Consider the following 19,154-nt stretch of genomic DNA (forward strand, 5'->3'; position numbering starts at 1 on the left):
TCATCGCCCTGCCCTTCTTCGGGATCATCTCCGAGGTGATCCCGGTGTTCTCCCGCAAGCCGATGTTCGGCTACATCGGCCTGGTCGCGGCGACGGTCTCGATCGCGGGTCTGTCGGTCACGGTGTGGGCGCACCACATGTACGCCACCGGCGGGGTGCTGCTGCCGTTCTTCTCGTTCATGACCTTCCTGATCGCGGTGCCGACGGGGGTGAAGTTCTTCAACTGGATCGGGACGATGTGGCAGGGCTCGCTGAGCTTCGAGACACCGATGCTCTGGGCCACGGGCTTCTTGATCACCTTCGTGTTCGGTGGGCTGACCGGCGTCATCCTGGCCTCGCCACCTGTCGACTTCCACCTCTCGGACTCGTACTTCGTGGTGGCGCACTTCCACTACGTGGTGTTCGGCACGGTGGTGTTCGCGATGTTCTCCGGCTTCCACTTCTGGTGGCCGAAGTTCACCGGCAAGATGCTCGACGAGCGTCTGGGCAAGATCACCTTCTGGACGCTGTTCATCGGCTTCCACGGCACCTTCCTCGTCCAGCACTGGCTCGGTGCCCAGGGAATGCAGCGGCGCATCCCCGACTACATGGCCGCCGACGGGGTGACCACCCTCAACACGGTCTCCACCATCGCGTCGTTCCTGCTGGGACTGTCCTTCCTGCCGTTCATGTACAACGTGTGGAAGACGGCCAAGTACGCGCCCAAGGTCGAGGTCGACGATCCCTGGGGCTGGGGCCGCTCGCTGGAGTGGGCGACCTCCTGCCCGCCGCCGCGTCACAACTTCCTGACGCTGCCGCGGATCCGCTCCGAATCTCCGGCGTTCGATCTGCACCACCCCGAGATCGCCGCCGGAGAGGTCCCCACGCCGGCTCTCGAGGGCGAGGCGCGACGGAAGGTCTCCCACGAATGACCGAGACCGACGCACGCCACCCCCGTGCCATCGCCGCCGGCGTCAATGAGATCGAGGGCTATTTGCTGTGGCAGGCGCAGGTGGCCCGAGCACGTGCGGGAGCACGTGACTTCTCCGCCAGGCTGCCCTGGCTGACCACGGCCCAGCGCATGGAAGTCGAACGCGTCCACTACGAGGACCAGTTGGTCAACGCTCAAGCCGCTGTGAAGGCAGTCGCCGAGCGCTGCCGAGAGGTGCGCAAGGAGTACGAGGAGGTCTATCGGAACCTCCGCCGACGCCTGGCCACCGCCTTCGCCCTGGGCACCTGCGTCGTCCTGACCCTCGCGCTCCTCGTCGCGCGGTAGCGGGAGGGGCCCCTGAGCCGGGAGCGCAGGCGCCCGGCTCACGGGCGTCACTCCTCCGGAGAGCGAACAACCCGCGCCGGGTTGCCGACGGCGAGGACGCCCGGCGGCAGGTCCCTCGTCACGACCGCTCCCGCGCCGACCACGGTGTTCTCGCCGATGGTCACCCCGGGCACCCGGGCAGACGATGACACCGCCGCCGAGCCAGACATTGTCGCCGATGGTCATCGGGACCGCCTTCTCCCAGCCGGCCCGGCGGCGTTCCGTGTCGAGTCCGTGCGCCGGAGTCAGGAACTGGACGTTCGGTCCGATCTGCACATCCGAGCCGATGGTGATGCGGCCCGCCTGGGGCCCGCGGGGTCTGCGGGGCCGATGGGGCCGATGGGGCCGATGTCTGCGGGGTCCATGGGGCTGACGGGGCCGGTGAATCGTTCGCGCCCGGTATGACAGAGGGACCAACGGTGGTGCGGTCGAGTGGATCACCGTTCGCGGCCGGTAGACCCGCGCGTCGGTGGGTAGGCGCTCATGCGGGCGCGCCGGTCGCCACCGGACGGCGTGCCGAAGGAAGGACTGGAGGAAGGAAGGACTGGAGGCAGGATGAGCGGCGAGACGTGGACGGTCGTGGTGATCGCGGGCGTGCTGGTCGCGGCGATGGTGGCGGCGGCGGCCGTCCTCCTGGTCAAGATGGTCCGCGCCCGCAAGTTGCTGCGCAGCGCCGGTGTCCCCCTCAACAACAAGCTCCTCTTCTGGGGCTCGATCGCCTATCTGGTCTGCCCGGTCGATCTGCTGCCCGACCCGATCCTGCTCGATGACCTCGGCCTTCTGTTCCTGGCACTGCGGTCGCTCTACGCGGCCGCGGACGCGGCGGGGCTGCGTCGGCCGCGGATGGCCGGCGGGACTGCCGCCGGGGTGCGGAAGGAAGCGGTCGTCGAGTCCGGTGCGGGCCGGCGCTGACGGCTCGAGTCCTTCCTGTCCTGATCATTGCGTCCTGATCATTTCAGCTCGGCTCATTCAGCTCGGCGACGAGCGGCCGGCGTCGCAGGTGGCTGGGGAAGGAACCCATATGTTCCGCGATACCAAGGCGTTCAGCGGCTTCGCCGTGGACGACATCGAGAAGGCCAAGCAGTTCTACGGCGAGACGCTGGGCCTGGACGTGTCCGAGGAGCACGGCCTGCTGCACCTGCGCATCGCCGGTGGCACCAGCGTGCTGGCCTACCCGAAGCCCAACCATGTCCCGGCGTCGTTCACGATCCTCAACTTCCCCGTCGACGACATCGACAAGGCCGTCGCGGAGCTGGCCCAGCGGGGAGTGCGCTTCGAGCGGTACCCCGGCATGGACATCGACGAGAACGGGGTCTTCCGCGGGGGAGGCCCCTACATCGCGTGGTTCACGGACCCGGCGGGCAACATCCTCTCCGTGCTCCAGGAGAGGTGAGCCAACTGGTGCGCCACATGCCGCGAAGGCCGCACGGCTGAGGAGTGCCCCGCGGTGGGCCCATCACCAAAGGATAGGTAGCGCTTGCAACTAGTCGGCGTCTGCAATTATTGTGGACGCCCGTAAGGCGCTGCCACATTCTCTCCTAAGGTGAACTCCATGCCTCTGGCACTCCTCGCCCTCGCCATCGGAGCCTTCGGGATCGGCACCACCGAGTTCGTGATCATGGGGCTCCTCCCCGAGGTCGCCGCCGACTACGGGGTCTCCATCCCCACCGCGGGCTTCCTCGTCACCGGATACGCGCTGGGCGTCGTGCTGGGGGCGCCCCTGATGACGGCTCTCGGCACCCGGGTCTCCCGCAAGCGCATGCTGATGTTCCTCATGGGCCTGTTCATCGCGGGCAACGCGCTCTCCGCGGCGGCTCCGGTCTTCGGCGTCATGCTCGCGGGCAGGCTCCTCGCCTCACTGGCCCACGGAGCCTTCTTCGGCATCGGCTCGGTGGTGGCCGCGGAACTCGTCGCACCGGGGAAGAGGGCCGGGGCCATCGCCATGATGTTCACCGGCCTGACCGTCGCCAACGTCGTCGGCGTCCCCCTGGGCACCCTCGTCGGCCAGCACCTCGGCTGGCGCGTCACCTTCGCCGCCGTCGCCGTGCTCGGTGTGCTGGGCCTGCTCGGCATAGCAGGGCTCGTCCCCGAGCGGCCCAGGCCCGCTGGTGTGCGGGTCCGCCATGAACTGGCCGCCTTCCGCAAGGTGCAGGTACTGCTCGCCATGGCGATGACCGTTCTCGGTTTCGGCGGCGTCTTCGCGGCCATCACCTACATCACGCCGATGATGACCGACGTCACCGGGTTCGCCGACACCTCGGTGACATGGCTGCTGGTGCTGTTCGGCGTCGGCATGGTGGCGGGCAACCTCGTCGGCGGCCGCTTCGCCGACCGTGCGCTGATGCCCATGCTGTACGTGTCGCTGGGATCCCTGTCGCTCGTGCTCGCCCTGTTCACCGTCACCGCTCACAACAAGGTGGCGGCCGCGGTGACCATCGCCCTGATCGGAGCGCTGGGCTTCGCCACCGTCCCGCCGTTGCAGAAGCGGGTACTGGACCAGGCGGCCGCCGCCCCGACGCTTGCCTCCGCCGTGAACATCGGCGCCTTCAACCTCGGCAATGCGCTGTCCGCCTGGCTCGGTGGCCTGGTCATCTCCGGGGGCCTGGGCTACACCGCCCCCAACTGGGTCGGCGCGGCCCTCGCGGCCTCCGCCCTGGCCCTTGCACTCATCTCCGGCGCCCTGGAACGCGCCCGTCCCGCTACTCGTCCCGCTTCGGCAGCCGACACCTCCGGCACCACCGAACAGCCGGTCCCCGCTTCGGCTGTGACCGTTCGACGGTGATCTTGGACCGCGTCCTTTGGCTGCGGTGTTCGACCGCGTCTCTTGACTGCGACGTTTGACTGCGGCGTTTGACTTCGTCTCCGTTCGCGGTCAGTCCCGTGAGTTGCCGAAGAAGATGCGATAGGCGATCAGCAGCGCCAGCGAGCCGCCGATCGCGGCTCCCCAGGTGGCCAGGTCGAAGAACTGATGCTGGACCGGGCGGTCCAGGAAGTGCGCCGACAGCCAGCCGCCGACGAAGGCGCCGACGATGCCTATGACCGTCGTGCCGACCAGGCCGCCCGGGTCACGGCCGGGAAGCAGAAGCTTGGCGATGGCCCCGGCGAGCAACCCCAGAATGATCCAGCCGATGATGCCCACGTCTGTGTCCTGTCGTTCGACTGCGTCCGGCTGCGATAGTGGCCGACTCGCGCTGACCTTGAAGACGCCGCCCGGGAGGCGGCGGTTCCGCACCTCGCGCCGGGGCGGGCCGCCTCAGCCGTGGCTCTTGTCGCACTCGGGGACGCTCCTGCACCGGTGCCTCGCTCAGCCCCAGCGCCGCCGGTGTGCCGGACCGCCCCCCGCGCCGGCACCAGAACCGTCCAGTCCGCTGCTCAGCATGCGGGCGATTGCGGCAGAGCCGGTCCTAGTCGACCGCGCTCTTCAGGCCCACGATGATCAGCCCGAGAACGCCGGCCACCAGCCCCGCCGCGAACACGGGCATTCCTCGGAGCCCATGGCGCGCGGCGCTGAACATCCCCCAGGCCACCAGGAGCGCCACCGCCGACCAGACGGCGATCTCCAGGGCCAGGAACGAGGTCGCGCCGCACAGCGAGGACAGCAGGAGGACGGCCAGGGGAGGGATGGAAGCCTGCGCGATGGCCCAATCCCTGCGCAGCGTGGCCATCAGCCGGCGCTTGGAGAAGGCGGGTCCGTTCTCGGGATCATGGCCGACCTCGTCGGCGTAGACATGCGTGAGCCAGTAGACCAGCACCGAGACGATCGTGGCGAGGGTCACCTCGTCCACGTGGATGGGGGGCTCGGAATAGGCGGCCATGATGGCGCCGGTGACGACGGTGCCCAGAATCGCCTCGGTGGGGTTGTTCAGAGGCAGGAGCCATCTCCCCAGCGATTCGGGCCACTCCCGGGTTCGCATGGCGTCATCATGCCCGGTGCGGCGACCGCAGCCCGTCATGCCCAATTCGCCGGAGAGCCGCCTGGCACCGAAGGCCTGAACCGCGGCTGATCAGGGCAGGATGCTTTTGATCATTTCCCCGTGCCGACCGCGGGCGCGCGGAGGCCACTCGAATGGGTGCCACAGCCCTGACGGCACCCGTGGGGGCAGTCCCTTTCCCTTGGCCGCATGTCCGCTCAATTGCTTCTGCCGGGGGTGGCGCGGGGTGGCTTGCTGCCATTCCCCTCCCCGGGAGTCCGCACCGCCGTCACGTATCGGCGATGGCCCCGACCCGCATTGACGCGATGTCAACATTGCCTCCGGCAACCAATCCCCGTTGACGCCCGCCTGTCATGGCTGATGTGCGATCCGGGTCGCATTGTGGTCGCCCGAACGGTCGAGGCTGCCCGTATGTGCGTTGCCCGACAGCCTGGCTGCCCGTTTGCCAGTCACGTTGCGATGGCCACGGAGGAGGGCGTGTTGGTTGTTGACCACCTGGAGGAAGTGGTGTGCGACCTCGTGGTCGACGGCCCCTGGCAGGGCGGTTCGGCGCAGACAGCCGTCGTCTGCGCCGTGGACGAAGGGGAGCGCCGGTCCTACTTCTGCCGCGACACCGCGTATCTGGAACTGCTGTGGGAGGCGGAGAAGCGCGGTGTGCTCAAGGGACTGCGGCTGGAGGGCAGACAGGTCTCCGTCCTGCTGCCGATGTACTGGGACGGGTGGCCGGAGGAGTGGTGATCCTGTGGGCCGCCGACCGCCGAGAGAGCCCGGGTCGGCCCGGCGAGCCCCCGGCTGCCGCGATGCCCTGTCCGGCTCTGCCGCGGTGCCATGCTGGAGATGAGACACGGAGGTCGCCATGGGGTTCTATGCCGAGCGGGTCGTGCCCCGGATCGTCAATGCCGTCTGCGGGCTCAAGACGGCCCAACCGCTGCGGCGCCGAGTCTGCGAGGGACTCAGCGGCGAAGTCGTCGAGATCGGATTCGGTTCCGGGCACAATGTCCCCTACTACCCTTCGGCCGTCACCGCGGTTGCCGCGGTCGAGCCCTCCGATCTCGGATGGAGACTCGCCGAAGGGCGGGTGAGGGCGTCCACCGTCCCGGTGCGGCGCGCCGGCCTCGACGGCCAGTCCCTGCCGTTCGAGGACGGCAGTTTCGACGCCGCCCTGTCCACCTGGACGCTCTGCACGATTCCCGATGCCCTTGCCGCCCTGCGTGAGGTACGGCGCGTCCTCAAGCCCGGAGGCACCCTGCATTTCATCGAGCACGGGCTGGCCCCGGAGGAGGACGAGAATGTGCGCCGCTGGCAGCGACGTCTCGAGCCGATGGAGAAGCGGCTCTTCGACGGGTGCCATCTCACCCGGCCGATCGCCGAACTGCTGACGACCGCGGGGTTCACCATCACGGAGATCGACGTCTTCTACGAAAAGGGAGCACCGAAGCCGTTGGCCGCGGACTCCCTCGGCACCGCCCTGTCTCCCTGAGCCGCTACCCGTCCCCCTGAGCCGCTACTCGTCTCCTTCCTCGTCCCCCTCCTCCCGCTGCTCCTTGCCCCGCGCCTCGTCAACGCCCATCGGCAGCGGCAGCGGCCGGTGCTCGCGGTGTTCCCAGATGTCGGCCAGGACGACCTTGACCATGCCGGCCACCGGGATGGCCAGCAGCGCACCGAGGATTCCGGCGATGTCGGCCGCGAAGAGCACGGCCAGCAGGACGGTGAGGGGGTTCAGTTTCACCGTGCGCGACATGATCACCGGTTGCAGCAGATGGTTCTCCACCTGCTGATAGGCGATGAAGAACGCCACGACGACAATGCCCGCCGTCACGGAGTGAACGAACCCGGCGAGCCCCGCCACGATCGCGCCGAGCGTGGCGCCCACCAGGGGAATCAGGTCGGCCACGGCGACGAACAGCGCGATCACTCCGGCGAACGGCACCCCGGTGACCAACAGGACGGCGTACGTGAGCAGGCCGCAGATGACGCTGATGAGCAGATTGCCGGACAGGTAACCCGTGATCGACTTGGCGCAGGCGGAGCCGACGCGGCGGATGCGCTCCGCGTGCGACTCCTCGACCAGCGCCATCGTCCCCCTGACGATCCTCGGCCCCTCGAGCACCATCAGATAGGCGAGCACGAAGATCGTGACGATTCCGGCGACCGTGGTGGCGGCGGTGCGGACATAGCCGAGCAGCGGGGTGCCGAGGCCCGACGCGAAGTGGCGGATACGCCCCTCGTTGCGCTGGACGTACTCCAGGACGTGGGCGCGGCGCAGCAGATGGCCGACGGGCCCGTGCCCGGCGCGGGCGTCATTGATGAGGCGCGGCAGCCGTCCGGCCAGGTGGGCGCCCTCGCGTGCCACGGGGGTGATGAACAGCGTGACCAGCCCGAGGACCAGTACCGCGACGAGAAGGAAGACGACGAGTGTCGCCACTGTCCGGCGGCACCGGGGCACTCGCCGTTCCAGCAGGTCGACCAGTGGGTAGAGGGCGACCGCGAAGAACACCGCGACCAGGGTCCACACGAGGACGCGCCGGGTCTGTACCACCAGCTGCAAAGCGACATAGGTCGCCAGCACCAGGCCGATGGTGGCCAGGATCGTCCGCACCGGGACTGGCCGGGAGCCCATGCTGACCGGTTCCCCGTCGTGACGCCGAGGAAATCGCCGACGGGTCGGCGTCACCCGGATGCCCCGCGGCCGCCCCCGGCTCGGCTCGAACGCGGTGCCTCGTCGTGCAGTGGCCGTCACGCGCCGGCCGAGGCCCGGTGGCCGAGCCTGAGTGCCAGGGGGGAGGGATGAGCACTGCCGCGGCCACCGCACCCGGTCGGGCAATCCCTCGATCTGATGTGCGGCCGCCAAGGCGGACGGCTCGCACGACGGACGGCCCACCATGAGCCGAAGCAGGGCCGGGAAGTGCTTGAATCGTTCAAGGCGGCGCGTATCCGCTTCGCCGGGAGGAGACTGGTCCCATGTCTCTACCCAGAACGCATCGGTGCCCCGCCTGTTCGGCCCGCGCCCCCGCGCCGGAGCCGGTCCTCCACGAGGACATCGTCGTCGGCGCGCCCCTGTCCATGGAGGAGCTCGACGAGGCGCAGCTCCTCGAGCGCTTCGGCCGCAAGTACGCTCATGACGGCTGCCGTGTGACGGAGGTCCGCCGTGTCCCGAGCGACACCTTGAGCGGCTACGCCTGGTCCGTCCGCTTCATCGAGAACGGCTGACGCGCGGTGGTTGCGCCGACGGCATGCCGCGGAGGTCGCGTGGGAGCGGCCGCGGGAACGTCCGACGCCGACCGGTCGTGACAGCGCGGCCCGGCGGGGCTGGCCCGCGCTGCCGGTGTCAGCTCTTCCCGGGGCCGGTGGCGAGTTGGTCGGCGCTGCCCCCTCGCCACTCGATCAGGAAGAGCGTCGCGTCGTCGCTCGTGATGCCGCCCCGTTCCGCCTTGAGCATGTGGGAGAGGGCGCGGACCACCGCCCGAACACCTTCCTGGGTACGCTCGACACGCGTGACGACTTCCATCAGCTGTTCCTCACCGAACGGGGCGGCGCCGATTTCGTGCTCCTCGATGAGGCCGTCGGTGAAGCACAGCACCTGGTCGCCGCGCTGGAGCGTCTGCTCGCTGACGAGGGGGTCGTTGCCACCGAAGCCGACCGGCAGGGTTGTCCGGCTGTCGAGTTGCCGGACGACCTCGTGGTCGCGGATCAAAAACGGTGCCGGGTGGCCCGCGTTGACCCATTGGAGGTGGCCCGTCGCGATGTCCAGGCACATCATCTGCGCTGTGACGAAGTGGTCGGGGCCGAACTGCTCGGCGATGGCCTTGTCCATGAAGGCGTACATCCCGGCGAGGCCGACGTCGGCGCGCCTGGCGTGCCGGTAGGCGCCGATGGCGACGGTCGCCATCGTGGCGGCGTCCAGGCCGTGGCCCATCGCGTCGACCATCGCCACGTGCAGGATGTCGTCGTTGAGCGCGTAGTCGAAGCTGTCTCCCGCGACTTCGTAGGCGGGTTCCAGGATCCCGGCCACCTCGACCTGCGGGCAGGACATCGCCAGCGGAGGCAGCAGGGACCGTTGGATCTCCGCGGCCAGGCCCATCGGGGCCCTGCGCCGGGCCTGGAAGAACTGGTCGGTGTAGGTGTCCTTGGTGACGATCATGTCGGCCACCAGGCCTGCGAGCCTTCCCAGCAGCCGCCGATCGTCGTCGTCCACGGTGTCCAGGGTCAGGGACAGCACCCCGACCTGGTCGCTGCCGTCCAGCAGGGGCAGAAACATCCGGATCCCGTCGGCCTGCGTCACCTCGACGGCGGTCCCGCTCAGGAAAGCCGCCCCCGCGGGGGAGTCGGCGATCGGCTCGATTCTGCCTCGGTCAGCCCCCTGCCGGGCAGGGGCACCAGCACCAGCTGCTCGTAGTCCTGCAGGTGGATCGAGACGTCGCGGCCGCCGACGCCGGCCACCTCTTCCGCGATGAGCGGGGCGATCAGCTGCGGCGGCATCTGGTGAGCCCGGTCCAGCAGCACGCCCAGCAGCCGCTCGCCGAAGCCTTCCGATCGGTCCACGTCGGGCCTGCCGTGCTCCCGCTCACCTTCTGCCATGCCACCCACTGAAGCATATTCGCCCTATTTGTAATGAAAAGGCGTTACTGAAAAGGCGCATACGCGATATCTACGCATCCGCCGTCGGCGGGAAGAGGGTCGCCGGTGGCTTCGCCGGTCCGTAAATCTGATCGAAGCATCTTCCTGGACATGTGAAATGCACCATTGTGCATGTCGCAGACTTTTGGCATGGTCATGTCAAAGGCAGTCAAGGCGGCGGCGCCGTATGCCCGCGTTGGAGGGCTCCGCCGTGCGCTACTCCTGCGCACCACCCCGGACCCATCCTCATGCCGCGCGTCGTACGCGGCTGCCCATTCGCTGGGAGGCGGCACCGTGACCAACCATCCGGCGCGACGAAGACTCGCACGACGAGGACGGCCGAGGAGTGACTGCTCGCTTCCGAACCCTTGTGCAGCAGATTTACCCCCCAGTAAAATGTCACACCCCATACCGGAGGAATCCATGCCCCAGATCGCCCTGCCGTTCCCGAGCCGCCCATGGCGCGGTGTCATGGTCGCCGTGCCCATCCCGCTGCGCGACGACCTGAGCATCGACTACGACGCCTTCGCCGAGCACATCACCCGATTGATGGACGCCGGCTGCGACGGAGTGGTCCCCAATGGATCGCTGGGCGAGTACCAGAACCTGACGGACGACGAACGCGACCGTGTCCTGCGCACCGCAGTGGAGGCCGTCGGCGACGGCCGCCGGGTCATGCCGGGTGTCGCCGCCTACGGAAGCGCGGAAGCGGTCCGCTGGGCCGAGCGGGCCGCCGAGGCCGGGGCCGGGTCCGTCCTGCTGCTGCCGCCCAATGCCTACCGGGCGGAAGCGGCCGCGGTGCTCGCCCACTACGCCGCCGTCGCCGCGGTCGGCCTGCCCGTCGTGGCCTACAACAACCCCTACGACACGAGGGTCGACCTCACCCCGGACCTGCTGGCCGAGCTGTTCGGCGAGGGCGCCGTCGTCGCCGTCAAGGAATTCAGCGGCGACGTCCGCCGGGCCTATGAGATCGCGGAGCTCGCCCCCGGGCTCGACCTGCTCGCCGGGGCCGACGACGTACTGCTGGAACTGGCCCTGGCCGGAGCGGTCGGGTGGATCGCCGGATATCCGAACGCGCTTCCCGAAGCCTGTGTCGCCCTCTACCGAGCCGCGGTCTCCGGTGACCTGGAGGCCGCGCTGCCGCTGTACCGTGCTCTCCACCCACTTCTGCGCTGGGACTCCAAGTCGGAGTTCGTGCAGGCGATCAAGCTGTCCATGGACATCGCCGGATTCCATGGCGGACCCTGCCGACCGCCCCGGGCGCCTTTGGGAGCCGAACAGGAGGCCATTGTCCGTGCGGCCACGGAGAAGGCCCTGGCCGAGGGCCTGAACTGACGATTCGCACCCCTGCCGGGTCGGCAATCCATTTGGTCGGATCTTCAGCTAGAGTGACGTGACATATCACATGTAAATTCCCGTGTTCGGAGGTCCGACCATGGCCAGCACGCGGCCGCGGAACCTTGTGTCGGTGCAGGAGCATCTGCGCGATCAGGTCGCCAATGCTCTGCGAGCCGCCTTGATCGCCGGGGAACTGCGTCCGGGTGAGGTCTACTCCGCCCCCGCACTGGCCGCCGAATACGGTGTCTCGGCGACACCGGTACGGGAGGCGATGCTCGATCTGGCCCGCGAGGGCCTGGTCGAGGCCGTCCGCAACAAGGGCTTCCGGATCACCGAGATGACCGAGCGGGATCTCGACGAGTTCACCGAGATCCGCGCGCTGATCGAGATCCCCACCGTGGTCGGGATCACCGCCACCGCCTCGGCCGAGGAATTGGAGGCCCTGCGCCCGGCCGCCGAGGAGATCGTGGCCGCTGCCGCCGGTCACGACCTGATCGGCTACATCGAGGCCGACCGCCGCTTCCACCTCGAACTGCTCGCGCTCGCGGGCAATCGTCATCTGGTGGACGTCGTCGGCGACCTGCGCAAGCGCTCCCGTCTCTACGGGCTGTCCGACCTGGACCAGACGGGTCAACTGGTCGAATCCGCGCAGGAGCACATCGAACTCCTCGATCTGATGCTCAGGCGCGACGCCCAAGCCGTCGAGGAATGCATGCGGCACCATCTGGCGCATGTGCGCACCCTCTGGGCGGCCGGTCAGGACGCGTTGGTCAAGAAGCAGTCCGGAGTGGGCCTCCAGGGCCGACGGTGAAATGCCCATGGGGCCGGGTTAATTGAGCCGATAATATTCATATTCCGCCATGCGGGGGAATTCTCGAAAATTGAAGTGACACCCTTTCGGCCTACGCCGACGATGGGGAGCATCCGGCGGTGCGGTGCATGGAACCGCCGGTGAATTCTCCATCAGCGGAGGTACGGGATGTCCTGCTCCATCGACAACCGAAGGGCTCTCGAGTTCCTTCAGTCCAGCGGACTGGTGAACCTCGACATATCCCTGGAGCACCTGGTCCGCGCGACCACCACGCTCGACGAGGTCGCCGGCTACGTGCTGGCCTGGGAGAAGTACGTGCTGGTCGTCGCATCCGAGTGTGACGCCGCCGCCAATCCGGGCGACTAGTCGGTCGACCCCGCGGCGGCGGGGCCGACCCCGATGGGCAGACCGTTCCTAGGGGGCAGGGTGACACCGAAGTGCACGGGGAGCGAGCTGCCCGAACTGTGGCGCGCGGTCGAAGACCGAGCCGTTTCCTGGCTGGCCGCGCACCACGGACGTTTCGACCCGGACGCCGCCGACGAGACGGGTGTCCTCTTCGCCCGCAAGGCGCTTGTCGAGGTGGCCCTGCTGGTGGGGCTGCGAGCGCGTCTCGACCCGGCGCCTTTCGATCCCCATTACCAGCAGTTGTTCGATCGGATGGCCGCGGTGGCGAGCCGCGCGTCGTACCGCGAGCTCGTCGGGCGCGACGAGCGTGCGCTCCTGCTCTACGCCGGTACCCATGCGGCACTTCGGTTGTGCGGGCACGCCGACCGGGAATTCCAGCACCTCCTCGAGCAGTCCGTCGCGGGCCGCTACGCCGCCTGTTTCGAACGCATCCCCTATCGCCAGCTGGATCTGCTGCACACCCTGGAACTGGCGGGCGTGGAGCACGACATGCCCGGCGTCGAGGATGTGCTTCCCTTCACCTTGCTCTGCGCGGATCCCTCCGTCCTCAAGCTGGGGGACCGCGACATCTACGCGATCACCCATACGTTGTTCTACGCGACCGACTTCGGTCTGCGCCTTCCACGGTGGCCCATCGGCTTCGACCTGTCCCGGGCCACGGAACTGCTCGAGGCGCTCTGCCTGCTGTGCCGCAGACGGGGGAACGCCGATCTGGTGGCCGAGCTGATCTGCTCGCTGCTGTGCCTGGGCATCCGTGACTCGGCCGAGGCGGAACGGGCCTGGGCCTTCCTCGCCGATGTGCAGGAGCCCGACGGCCGGGTCGCCGGTCCGGACGGGATCGTCCATCCGGGACTCGAGGGCAGTGGCGAGGACCACCGCTCCTGGGCCACGGCCTATCACACGACGATCGTCGCCGCGCTGGCCGCGCTGCTGGCCCGCAGCCGGGCCGTCATCCGCCGTCCCCGTCCGGAGCCGCCGGCGGCACTGGACCGGGCAGAGCTCGAATCCGCCCTGTGCCGAGCCACGGTCTGGCTGGTGGAGTCCGCGGCGGTCTGCCCTCTGGACGAGGCGATTCCCTCGGTGGCCGCGGCGGTCCGCGGGGCTCGCGCGGTGGGTGAGCCGGAGCTCGCCCATCCGGCGGTCACCTCGCTGGTCGGACGTGTCGGGGCCGCCTCCGAGCAGGCACTGTGGGGCAGCCATGGAGCCGACGTGGTCTTCGAATGCGCCCACGGTGTGACGGCGTCAGGTCTGAGCTGTCCCTCGCTCGATCGGTTTCTGACCGACACTGCGGACGCACTCGCCGGCGTCACCGTGGTTCCCGCGGCTGCCGCCGCGGGAGTCGGCCATCTGATGAGACTCGGGCGGCTCGCCCCCCACACCGCGGACTCCCTCCTCGCTTCGGCGGACCCCGCGGAGCTGAGGGCGAGGAGCCGCCCGTCGGCCGTCGTGGCCAGGGATCTGGCCCAGTACGCCGGGGACGAGCCGAGCCGCATCGACAGCGACGACCCCGGCTGGTACCCGGTGGCGGAGCGCCTGGCCGCCGCACTGCCGGACGCCTGCCGGAACTACCGGCTCGAGGAGGTGGCCGTGCTCCTCGGCGGCCTGGCCCTGCTCGGCTGGGCCGACCACCGTGTCACCCGCGACGGGCTGGAGTTCCTTCTCCGCCAGCAGAGCCCCGCCGGATCCTTCGGCTTCACCGCCCGCGACGACCCCCAGGAGCGGGCGAGCGCGCAGCGGCGGTGGACCCAGAGCTGTGTGGTCGCGCTGTCCCACCTGGTGACGGTCACGGGATGATCGAGTCGACATATCCGCCGTCCACGCGGACCGCGGCGCCGGTGGTGGCCGAGGCGTAGGGCGAGCTGAGGAAGACGACCATGTGGGCGATCTCCTCGGGCTCGATCAGTCGGCGGAGCAGGGACTGGGGGCGGTGCTCGCGCATGAACGCGCGCTGGGCCTCCTGCCAGGGGAGGTCGCGGTCGACCAGTTCATAGACGAACTCCTCGACTCCGCCGGTGTGGGTGGGCCCGGCGATCACGGAGTTCACGGTCACACCCGTTCCGGCGGCCTCCTTGGCGAAGCCCCGGGACAGCGCGAGCAGCGCCGTCTTCGACATCCCGTAGTGGACCATCTCCACGGGGATGACGACGGCCGAGTCGCTGGCGATGTTCTGCACCCGCCCCCAGGAACGCTCCATCATGCCGGGCAGGTAGAGGCGGGTCAGCCGCACGGCCGTCATGACGTTCGCCTCGAAGTAGCGCCGCCATTCCTGGTCACTGATCTTCAGGGCGGGCCGGGCGCCGAAGATGCCGAAGTTGTTGATGAGGATGTCCACCTGCGGCAGCAGGTCCACCACGCGCAGCACACCGCTGTCCGCGGTGATGTCGGCCACGACCTGGACGAGATCGGCGCCGGGGACTTCCCTGCGCATCAGGTCGACGGCGCGGCCGACGGAGTCGGGGGAGCGGCCGTTGACGGCCACCCGGGCTCCCGCGCGAGCGAGTTCAGAGGCGATGGCCGCTCCGATGCCCTGGGTCGATCCAGTGACCAGGGCGGTCTTTCCGGTGAGATCGATGCGCATGAGAAAGGGTTCCTGTCCTCGCCGCCGTGTCACCCCGCCCGGCGCCCATGATCCCCCGCCCCGCCGCGGCCGGCGCAGCCGCCACGCTTGTGTCGTCTCCGTCCGAGTCTCTTCTCAGTCCGGGGCACCGGGCGGCCGCGGTGGCTGCCCGACGAGGCGGGCGTACTGTCCGCTCAGGCCGTCGAGAAGTGCCTCCAGACCTGTCTCGAACGCGCCCTCGTCGATCTCGCGCTGATGGTCGGCCAGCAGATGGGCCTGGTCGAGATGCGGGTACTCACCGGCGTACACACCCGCGTCGGTGGGGAATCCCGAGGCGAAGGAGCCGAGCGCCGAGCCGGTGATGAAGTAGCGCATCAGGGCTCCGACGCGGGTGGCGTGCGCCCGCGGCCAGCCGGCCTCGACCAGGCCGCCGAAGACGGCGTCGGCCAGGCGCAGGGCGTTGGGCCGTCTGCCCGGGCCCTGGGCGAGGGCGGGTACCAGGTGGGGGTGCGCGGCGAGGGCGGCCCGGTAGGAGCGGGCCCAGCCGCGCAGCGCGGCGGGCCAGTCGCACCGGCCGAACATCGAGACGTCCACCTGGCTGAGGACATGGTCGACGACGGCGTCGGTCAGCTCGTCCATCGTGCCGAAGTGGTTGTAGAGGGAGGGCCCGCTCACGCCGAGCTCGGCGGCGAGCCGCCGGGTGGAGAGGGCCGCGAGTTCCTCGGCGTCGATGATCCGCAGCGCCGCCTCCACGATGCGGCCGCGGCTGAGCAGCGGGTGGCGCGGTCGCGCCATGGGTCACCTCCTCAGCAGCCCGAGCCGATGTCGAGCCACAGGGCCGAGCCGAACGGGTCGGGCGACGTGGAGGCTACACCGCCCGGGCGGTGGCCGCTCCGGCCGTCTTTTCAACCCTGGAACCCGCCGTGTAGGGTACAAAACTTGCAGCGCTAGTTTAAGTCGAGCCGCTCAGCTCCTTGCCGAGCGCCCGTCCCTCCCGAAGGAGCACATCGTGGACTTCTCCCTGAGTGACGAGCAGAGGGCGATCCGGGACACGGCCCGGGCCTTCATCACCAAGGAGATCCTGCCGCTGGAACAGCAACTCCTGCGCCGCGAGCGTCTGCACCAGCCCGGCCTCGAACGCGAGGAACTGCGTGAACTCCAGCTCAAGGCGAAGAAGTTCGGCTTCTGGGGGCTGAGCACCCCGCAGGAGTACGGCGGCATGGAACTGCCCGCCGTCACCCAGTCGCTGATCTGGACCGAGATCGGCCGCTCCTTCGTACCGTTCCGCTTCGGCGGCGAGGCCGACAACATCCTGTACTACGCCAACGAGGCCCAGAAGCGCGAGTATCTGCTGCCGACCATCGCGGGCGAGCGCGTCTCGTGCTTCGCCATCACCGAGCCCGGCGCCGGATCCGACGCGGCGAACATCAAGCTCTCCGCCCGGCGGGACGGCACAGACTGGATCCTCAACGGCGAGAAGACCTTCATCACAGGGGGCAACGACGCCGACTTCGCCATCGTGATCGCCGTCACCGACAAGGACAGGGGGGTCCGCGGCGGCGGCACCACGGCCTTCCTCGTCGACCGCGAGATGGGATGGAAGTCCGAGTTCATCCAGACCATGGGGGAGGGCGGCCCGGCCTCGCTGGTCTTCGACGACGTCCGGGTGCCCGCGAGCAATGTCCTCGGCGAGATCGGCCAGGGCTTCGACCTCGGCATGCAGTGGATCGGCAAGGGCCGGTACATCATTCCCTCGCACGCGCTCGGGATAGCCCAGCGAGCCCTGCAGATGGCCATCGACCACGCCAACACCCGGGAGACGTTCGGCAAGAAGATCGGGACCAACCAGGCCGTCCAGTGGATGATCGCCGACTCGGAGACCGAGCTGGAGGCCGCCCGCTGGCTGGTCCTGCGCGCCGCCTGGACCGTCGACCAGAACGGCATGGAACCCCGGCACTCCTCCTCCATGGCCAAGCTCTACGGCGCCGGCATGGTCAACCGCGTCGTGGACCGCGCGCTGCAGATCCACGGAGGCATGGGCTACACCCGCGAGCTGCCGCTGGAGCGCATGTACCGGCAGGTCCGCCTCTTCCGCATCTTCGAGGGCACCGACGAGATGCAGCGGCTGATCATCTCCCGCGACCTGCTCAAGGGCTACTCCAAGCTCGGCGGCCACCTCGCGTGACGCACCCTGACCTCGGACCTCGGACCTCTGGCCTCGGACCTCTGGCCTCGGACCCTGGCCTCGGGCCCCTGATCTCGGGGCCCTGATCTCGGGCCCCTGATCTCGGACCCGTGACCTCGGGGCCCGCGACTTCCGGGCCCACTTGTGGAGGGGGCGGCGCGTACGCGGGCCCGGTACGGCCGCACGCCGTACGTTGCTGACGTGGATCGTGCACCAGTCGCCGTAGGGCGCGGCGGGACGGATGAGGGCCCCGAGCGGCTCTCGGCCTTGTCGGACGGGGTCTTCGCCATCGCGATGACCCTCCTGGTGCTCGATGTCTCGGTCCCGCGAGGACTGGACGACGCGGCCTTTCACGAGGCGCTGCGTCAGGCTCTCCCCAATGTCGGGGCGTATGCGCTGAGTTTCGCGGTGATCGCGAACTTCTGGAGCGACCACCGCCGCGTCCTCGGTGGCGTTCCCCGGGTGGACGCCTCGGTCGTCGGGCTGACGCTGCTGGGGCTCGCCCTGATCGCTCTGCTGCCGTTCCCGACGTCTCTGCTGGCGGAGTACGGATACGAGCCACTGGCCGTGGCCATCTACTCCGGCAGCGTCGCCGCCACGAACGCGGTCCATCTGGCCCTGCTCCGGACTTCCCACAAACGCCTGGGGCCACCGCCGGATCCACTCACCGCCAGGGTCCGCAGGCTCGACGCCGCCGATCTTGGCTCCAGCGTAGTGGTGTTCGGTGTCGCGGTGCCCCTGGCCTTTGTCTCTCCGAACGTGGCCATGTTCTTCTGGATCATCCTCGTTCCCGCCAAGCGGGTGATCGGCGGGAAGCGGCGACGCGCGACAGCGGCCGGCGGCGACGGCACGTTCTAGGCGTCGGCCTCACAGCAGAGGACGCCGACCCGCTGGATGAGGTTGTTGGCGAAACCGCCGCGGTTCCACGGTTGGCCGAGCGGCTGGGTGTGCCCTCCGGCATCGGTGGCCCGGGCACTGAGCACATGCGGGCCCGGCGTGGCGGTCCAGGCAGAGTGCCAGTGCTGCCAGGCCCAACGTTGCGAGTCCGGAGGCGCGAGATCGGCCTCGGTCCAGGAACCGCCGCCGTCCGTGCTCACCTCGACCCTGGTCACCGGGGGACGGCCGGACCATGCGCGGCCCTCCAGTCGCACGGGTCCCGGGCGGACCACACGGGTCCTGGACATGAAGTCCGGGAAGCCGGGTGGGATCAGCAGGGCCCGCGGCTCGATCCGGGTGACCGGCGTTCCCGCTTCCTCGGCGTCCTGCCGGAGGCGGTAGGCCACCGCCTGCTGGAAGCCGGTGAACGGTTCGTCGGTCAGGCTGATCTCACGCAGCCACTTCACCTGCGCCATGCCGTACCAGCCGGGCACTACGAGGCGCAGGGGAAAGCCGTGCTGCGGGGGCAGCGGATCACCGTTCATCGCATACGCGACCAGCACCTGCGGGTCCGCCCCGGTGGCCACCGCCAGGGGCAGACTGCGCTGGTAGTCCTGTTCGACACCGCGCTCCACGCCGTGGTCGGCTCCGGTGAAGACGGCTTCGACGGCGTCCGGCTCTGCCCCGGCCTCGTCGAGCAGTGTCCGCAGCGGGACACCGGTCCATTCCGCGGTGCCGACGGCTTCCACCAGCCATGGCTGGCTCACCGGGCGTGGCGACAGCAGTGCCCGGCCGTTGCCGGCGCACTCGATCGTCACGCGCCGGGTGACGGCCGGGAACGATCTGAGGGCCGCCATGTCCAGCGTCAGCGCCCTGCGTACTCTGCCGCGTACCTCCAGCCGCCAAGTGCCGGCGTCCGCGGCGGGAATGTCGTAGTGGGTCAGCACGTAGTGCAGGCCGGGCGGGGTGATCTCGTAGCGGAGGGCCTCCAGGGGAAGGCCGTGGTTGCGGGCCGCCAGCGCCAGTTCCTCCTGGCTGATCGCCTCGTCCGGTCCGGCCAGTCGTGCCGCCGCGCTCACATCGGTGGGATGCGCGTCCATGGGTCCATTGTCGTCCCCCCTCGCCCACCCGGCTCGGGC

General features: G+C 69.3%; 20 protein-coding genes and 2 pseudogenes. 14 read left to right on the forward strand and 8 right to left on the reverse strand.

The window, feature by feature from the left end:
• The coding region (locus IEY86_RS32995) for a cytochrome c oxidase subunit I (protein WP_189135588.1) at positions 1-911 on the forward strand (911 nt) is incomplete at its 5' end.
• Entirely contained in the window at positions 908-1,255 is a 348-nt protein-coding gene (locus IEY86_RS33000) for a hypothetical protein (protein ID WP_189135589.1), read from the forward strand. The genes IEY86_RS32995 and IEY86_RS33000, both read left to right, overlap by 4 nt.
• A gap of 47 nt (positions 1,256-1,302) precedes the next feature.
• Here the strand turns inward: IEY86_RS33000 and IEY86_RS33005 are convergent.
• Positions 1,303-1,591 (reverse strand): annotated as a pseudogene (locus tag IEY86_RS33005) (DapH/DapD/GlmU-related protein); the annotation flags it as partial.
• A 258-nt stretch (positions 1,592-1,849) separates the two neighbouring features.
• On the opposite strand from IEY86_RS33005, the gene IEY86_RS33010 reads away from it, so the two are divergent.
• The 3 genes from IEY86_RS33010 (at position 1,850) to IEY86_RS33020 (ending at position 4,076) form a co-directional block, all read left to right on the forward strand.
• Positions 1,850-2,206: a DUF1232 domain-containing protein gene (locus tag IEY86_RS33010; RefSeq protein WP_189135590.1), complete on the forward strand. Its 357-nt coding sequence runs from the start codon at positions 1,850-1,852 to the stop codon at positions 2,204-2,206.
• Between the two features lie 109 nt (positions 2,207-2,315).
• Positions 2,316-2,687, forward strand: a complete 372-nt coding sequence (locus IEY86_RS33015; RefSeq protein ID WP_189135591.1) for a VOC family protein — start codon at positions 2,316-2,318, stop codon at positions 2,685-2,687.
• Between the two features lie 159 nt (positions 2,688-2,846).
• Positions 2,847-4,076, forward strand: coding sequence for an MFS transporter (locus IEY86_RS33020; protein WP_189135592.1), 1,230 nt, complete (start codon positions 2,847-2,849; stop codon positions 4,074-4,076).
• Between the two features lie 90 nt (positions 4,077-4,166).
• Here IEY86_RS33020 and IEY86_RS33025 read toward each other — a convergent pair whose 3' ends face one another.
• Together IEY86_RS33025 and IEY86_RS33030 are read right to left on the reverse strand one after the other, a co-directional pair.
• Positions 4,167-4,433 (reverse strand): GlsB/YeaQ/YmgE family stress response membrane protein, encoded by a 267-nt coding sequence (locus tag IEY86_RS33025; RefSeq protein ID WP_189135593.1) that lies wholly within the window; start codon positions 4,431-4,433, stop codon positions 4,167-4,169.
• A gap of 265 nt (positions 4,434-4,698) precedes the next feature.
• Positions 4,699-5,208: a hypothetical protein gene (locus IEY86_RS33030; RefSeq protein ID WP_189135594.1), complete on the reverse strand. Its 510-nt coding sequence runs from the start codon at positions 5,206-5,208 to the stop codon at positions 4,699-4,701.
• 498 nt (positions 5,209-5,706) lie between these two features.
• Here IEY86_RS33030 and IEY86_RS33035 point away from each other — a divergent pair, with 498 nt between their 5' ends.
• Positions 5,707-5,964: a hypothetical protein gene (locus IEY86_RS33035; protein WP_189135595.1), complete on the forward strand. Its 258-nt coding sequence runs from the start codon at positions 5,707-5,709 to the stop codon at positions 5,962-5,964.
• Positions 5,965-6,082: 118 nt separating this feature from the next.
• Positions 6,083-6,706 (forward strand): class I SAM-dependent methyltransferase, encoded by a 624-nt coding sequence (locus IEY86_RS33040; RefSeq protein ID WP_189135596.1) that lies wholly within the window; start codon positions 6,083-6,085, stop codon positions 6,704-6,706.
• 24 nt (positions 6,707-6,730) lie between these two features.
• Here IEY86_RS33040 and IEY86_RS33045 read toward each other — a convergent pair whose 3' ends face one another.
• On the reverse strand, positions 6,731-7,846 hold the full coding sequence (locus IEY86_RS33045; protein WP_189135597.1) for an AI-2E family transporter: 1,116 nt from the start codon (positions 7,844-7,846) through the stop codon (positions 6,731-6,733).
• A 341-nt stretch (positions 7,847-8,187) separates the two neighbouring features.
• Between IEY86_RS33045 and IEY86_RS33050 the strand changes: the two genes are divergently transcribed.
• A complete protein-coding gene (locus tag IEY86_RS33050; RefSeq protein ID WP_189135598.1) occupies positions 8,188-8,436 on the forward strand; it encodes a hypothetical protein in 249 nt (82 codons plus the stop codon).
• A gap of 118 nt (positions 8,437-8,554) precedes the next feature.
• Here IEY86_RS33050 and IEY86_RS33055 read toward each other — a convergent pair.
• Positions 8,555-9,804, reverse strand: a pseudogene (locus IEY86_RS33055) (PP2C family protein-serine/threonine phosphatase).
• 462 nt (positions 9,805-10,266) lie between these two features.
• On the opposite strand from IEY86_RS33055, the gene IEY86_RS33060 reads away from it, so the two are divergent.
• The 4 genes from IEY86_RS33060 (at position 10,267) to IEY86_RS33075 (ending at position 14,191) form a co-directional block, all read left to right on the forward strand.
• The gene (locus tag IEY86_RS33060) at positions 10,267-11,178 is read left to right on the forward strand and encodes a dihydrodipicolinate synthase family protein (protein ID WP_189135599.1); all 912 of its coding nucleotides are present in this window, start codon (positions 10,267-10,269) and stop codon (positions 11,176-11,178) included.
• A 100-nt stretch (positions 11,179-11,278) separates the two neighbouring features.
• A complete protein-coding gene (locus IEY86_RS33065) occupies positions 11,279-11,992 on the forward strand; it encodes a GntR family transcriptional regulator (RefSeq protein ID WP_189135600.1) in 714 nt (237 codons plus the stop codon).
• A gap of 168 nt (positions 11,993-12,160) precedes the next feature.
• Positions 12,161-12,358 (forward strand): hypothetical protein, encoded by a 198-nt coding sequence (locus IEY86_RS33070; RefSeq protein ID WP_189135601.1) that lies wholly within the window; start codon positions 12,161-12,163, stop codon positions 12,356-12,358.
• A 60-nt stretch (positions 12,359-12,418) separates the two neighbouring features.
• A complete protein-coding gene (locus tag IEY86_RS33075; RefSeq protein ID WP_229698981.1) occupies positions 12,419-14,191 on the forward strand; it encodes a DUF6895 family protein in 1,773 nt (590 codons plus the stop codon).
• Here the strand turns inward: IEY86_RS33075 and IEY86_RS33080 are convergent.
• Positions 14,181-14,975 carry an SDR family NAD(P)-dependent oxidoreductase gene (locus tag IEY86_RS33080; protein ID WP_189135602.1) on the reverse strand — a complete coding sequence of 265 codons (795 nt, stop codon included), beginning with the start codon at positions 14,973-14,975 and terminating at the stop codon, positions 14,181-14,183. The genes IEY86_RS33075 and IEY86_RS33080 overlap by 11 nt on opposite strands.
• Positions 14,976-15,089: 114 nt before the next feature.
• Complete coding sequence (locus IEY86_RS33085; RefSeq protein WP_189135603.1) at positions 15,090-15,749, reverse strand: TetR/AcrR family transcriptional regulator; 660 nt, start codon at positions 15,747-15,749, stop codon at positions 15,090-15,092.
• 214 nt (positions 15,750-15,963) lie between these two features.
• Here IEY86_RS33085 and IEY86_RS33090 point away from each other — a divergent pair, with 214 nt between their 5' ends.
• On the forward strand, positions 15,964-17,139 hold the full coding sequence (locus IEY86_RS33090) for an acyl-CoA dehydrogenase family protein (RefSeq protein WP_189135604.1): 1,176 nt from the start codon (positions 15,964-15,966) through the stop codon (positions 17,137-17,139).
• A 201-nt stretch (positions 17,140-17,340) separates the two neighbouring features.
• Positions 17,341-17,997, forward strand: a complete 657-nt coding sequence (locus IEY86_RS33095) for a TMEM175 family protein (RefSeq protein ID WP_229698982.1) — start codon at positions 17,341-17,343, stop codon at positions 17,995-17,997.
• On the opposite strand, the gene IEY86_RS33100 is transcribed toward IEY86_RS33095, so the two are convergent.
• Entirely contained in the window at positions 17,994-19,115 is a 1,122-nt protein-coding gene (locus IEY86_RS33100) for a sulfite oxidase (protein ID WP_189135605.1), read from the reverse strand. The two genes, IEY86_RS33095 and IEY86_RS33100, sit on opposite strands and share 4 nt — an antisense overlap.
• Between the last annotated feature and the right edge of the window lie 39 nt (positions 19,116-19,154).

The organism is Wenjunlia tyrosinilytica, assembly GCF_014646055.1.
Lineage (GTDB): Bacteria > Actinomycetota > Actinomycetes > Streptomycetales > Streptomycetaceae > Wenjunlia > Wenjunlia tyrosinilytica.

What these genes read in the sequence shown, in the direction of transcription:
- IEY86_RS33000 (WP_189135589.1), top strand. Translation starts at nt 908, where the DNA reads ATGACCGAGACCGACGCACGCCACCCCCGTGCCATCGCCGCCGGCGTC.
- IEY86_RS33010 (WP_189135590.1), top strand. Translation starts at nt 1,850, where the DNA reads ATGAGCGGCGAGACGTGGACGGTCGTGGTGATCGCGGGCGTGCTGGTC.
- IEY86_RS33015 (WP_189135591.1), top strand. Translation starts at nt 2,316, where the DNA reads ATGTTCCGCGATACCAAGGCGTTCAGCGGCTTCGCCGTGGACGACATC.
- IEY86_RS33020 (WP_189135592.1), top strand. Translation starts at nt 2,847, where the DNA reads ATGCCTCTGGCACTCCTCGCCCTCGCCATCGGAGCCTTCGGGATCGGC.
- IEY86_RS33030 (WP_189135594.1), bottom strand. Translation starts at nt 5,208, where the DNA reads ATGCGAACCCGGGAGTGGCCCGAATCGCTGGGGAGATGGCTCCTGCCT.
- IEY86_RS33040 (WP_189135596.1), top strand. Translation starts at nt 6,083, where the DNA reads ATGGGGTTCTATGCCGAGCGGGTCGTGCCCCGGATCGTCAATGCCGTC.
- IEY86_RS33045 (WP_189135597.1), bottom strand. Translation starts at nt 7,846, where the DNA reads ATGGGCTCCCGGCCAGTCCCGGTGCGGACGATCCTGGCCACCATCGGC.
- IEY86_RS33050 (WP_189135598.1), top strand. Translation starts at nt 8,188, where the DNA reads ATGTCTCTACCCAGAACGCATCGGTGCCCCGCCTGTTCGGCCCGCGCC.
- IEY86_RS33060 (WP_189135599.1), top strand. Translation starts at nt 10,267, where the DNA reads ATGCCCCAGATCGCCCTGCCGTTCCCGAGCCGCCCATGGCGCGGTGTC.
- IEY86_RS33065 (WP_189135600.1), top strand. Translation starts at nt 11,279, where the DNA reads ATGGCCAGCACGCGGCCGCGGAACCTTGTGTCGGTGCAGGAGCATCTG.
- IEY86_RS33070 (WP_189135601.1), top strand. Translation starts at nt 12,161, where the DNA reads ATGTCCTGCTCCATCGACAACCGAAGGGCTCTCGAGTTCCTTCAGTCC.
- IEY86_RS33080 (WP_189135602.1), bottom strand. Translation starts at nt 14,975, where the DNA reads ATGCGCATCGATCTCACCGGAAAGACCGCCCTGGTCACTGGATCGACC.
- IEY86_RS33085 (WP_189135603.1), bottom strand. Translation starts at nt 15,749, where the DNA reads ATGGCGCGACCGCGCCACCCGCTGCTCAGCCGCGGCCGCATCGTGGAG.
- IEY86_RS33100 (WP_189135605.1), bottom strand. Translation starts at nt 19,115, where the DNA reads ATGGACGCGCATCCCACCGATGTGAGCGCGGCGGCACGACTGGCCGGA.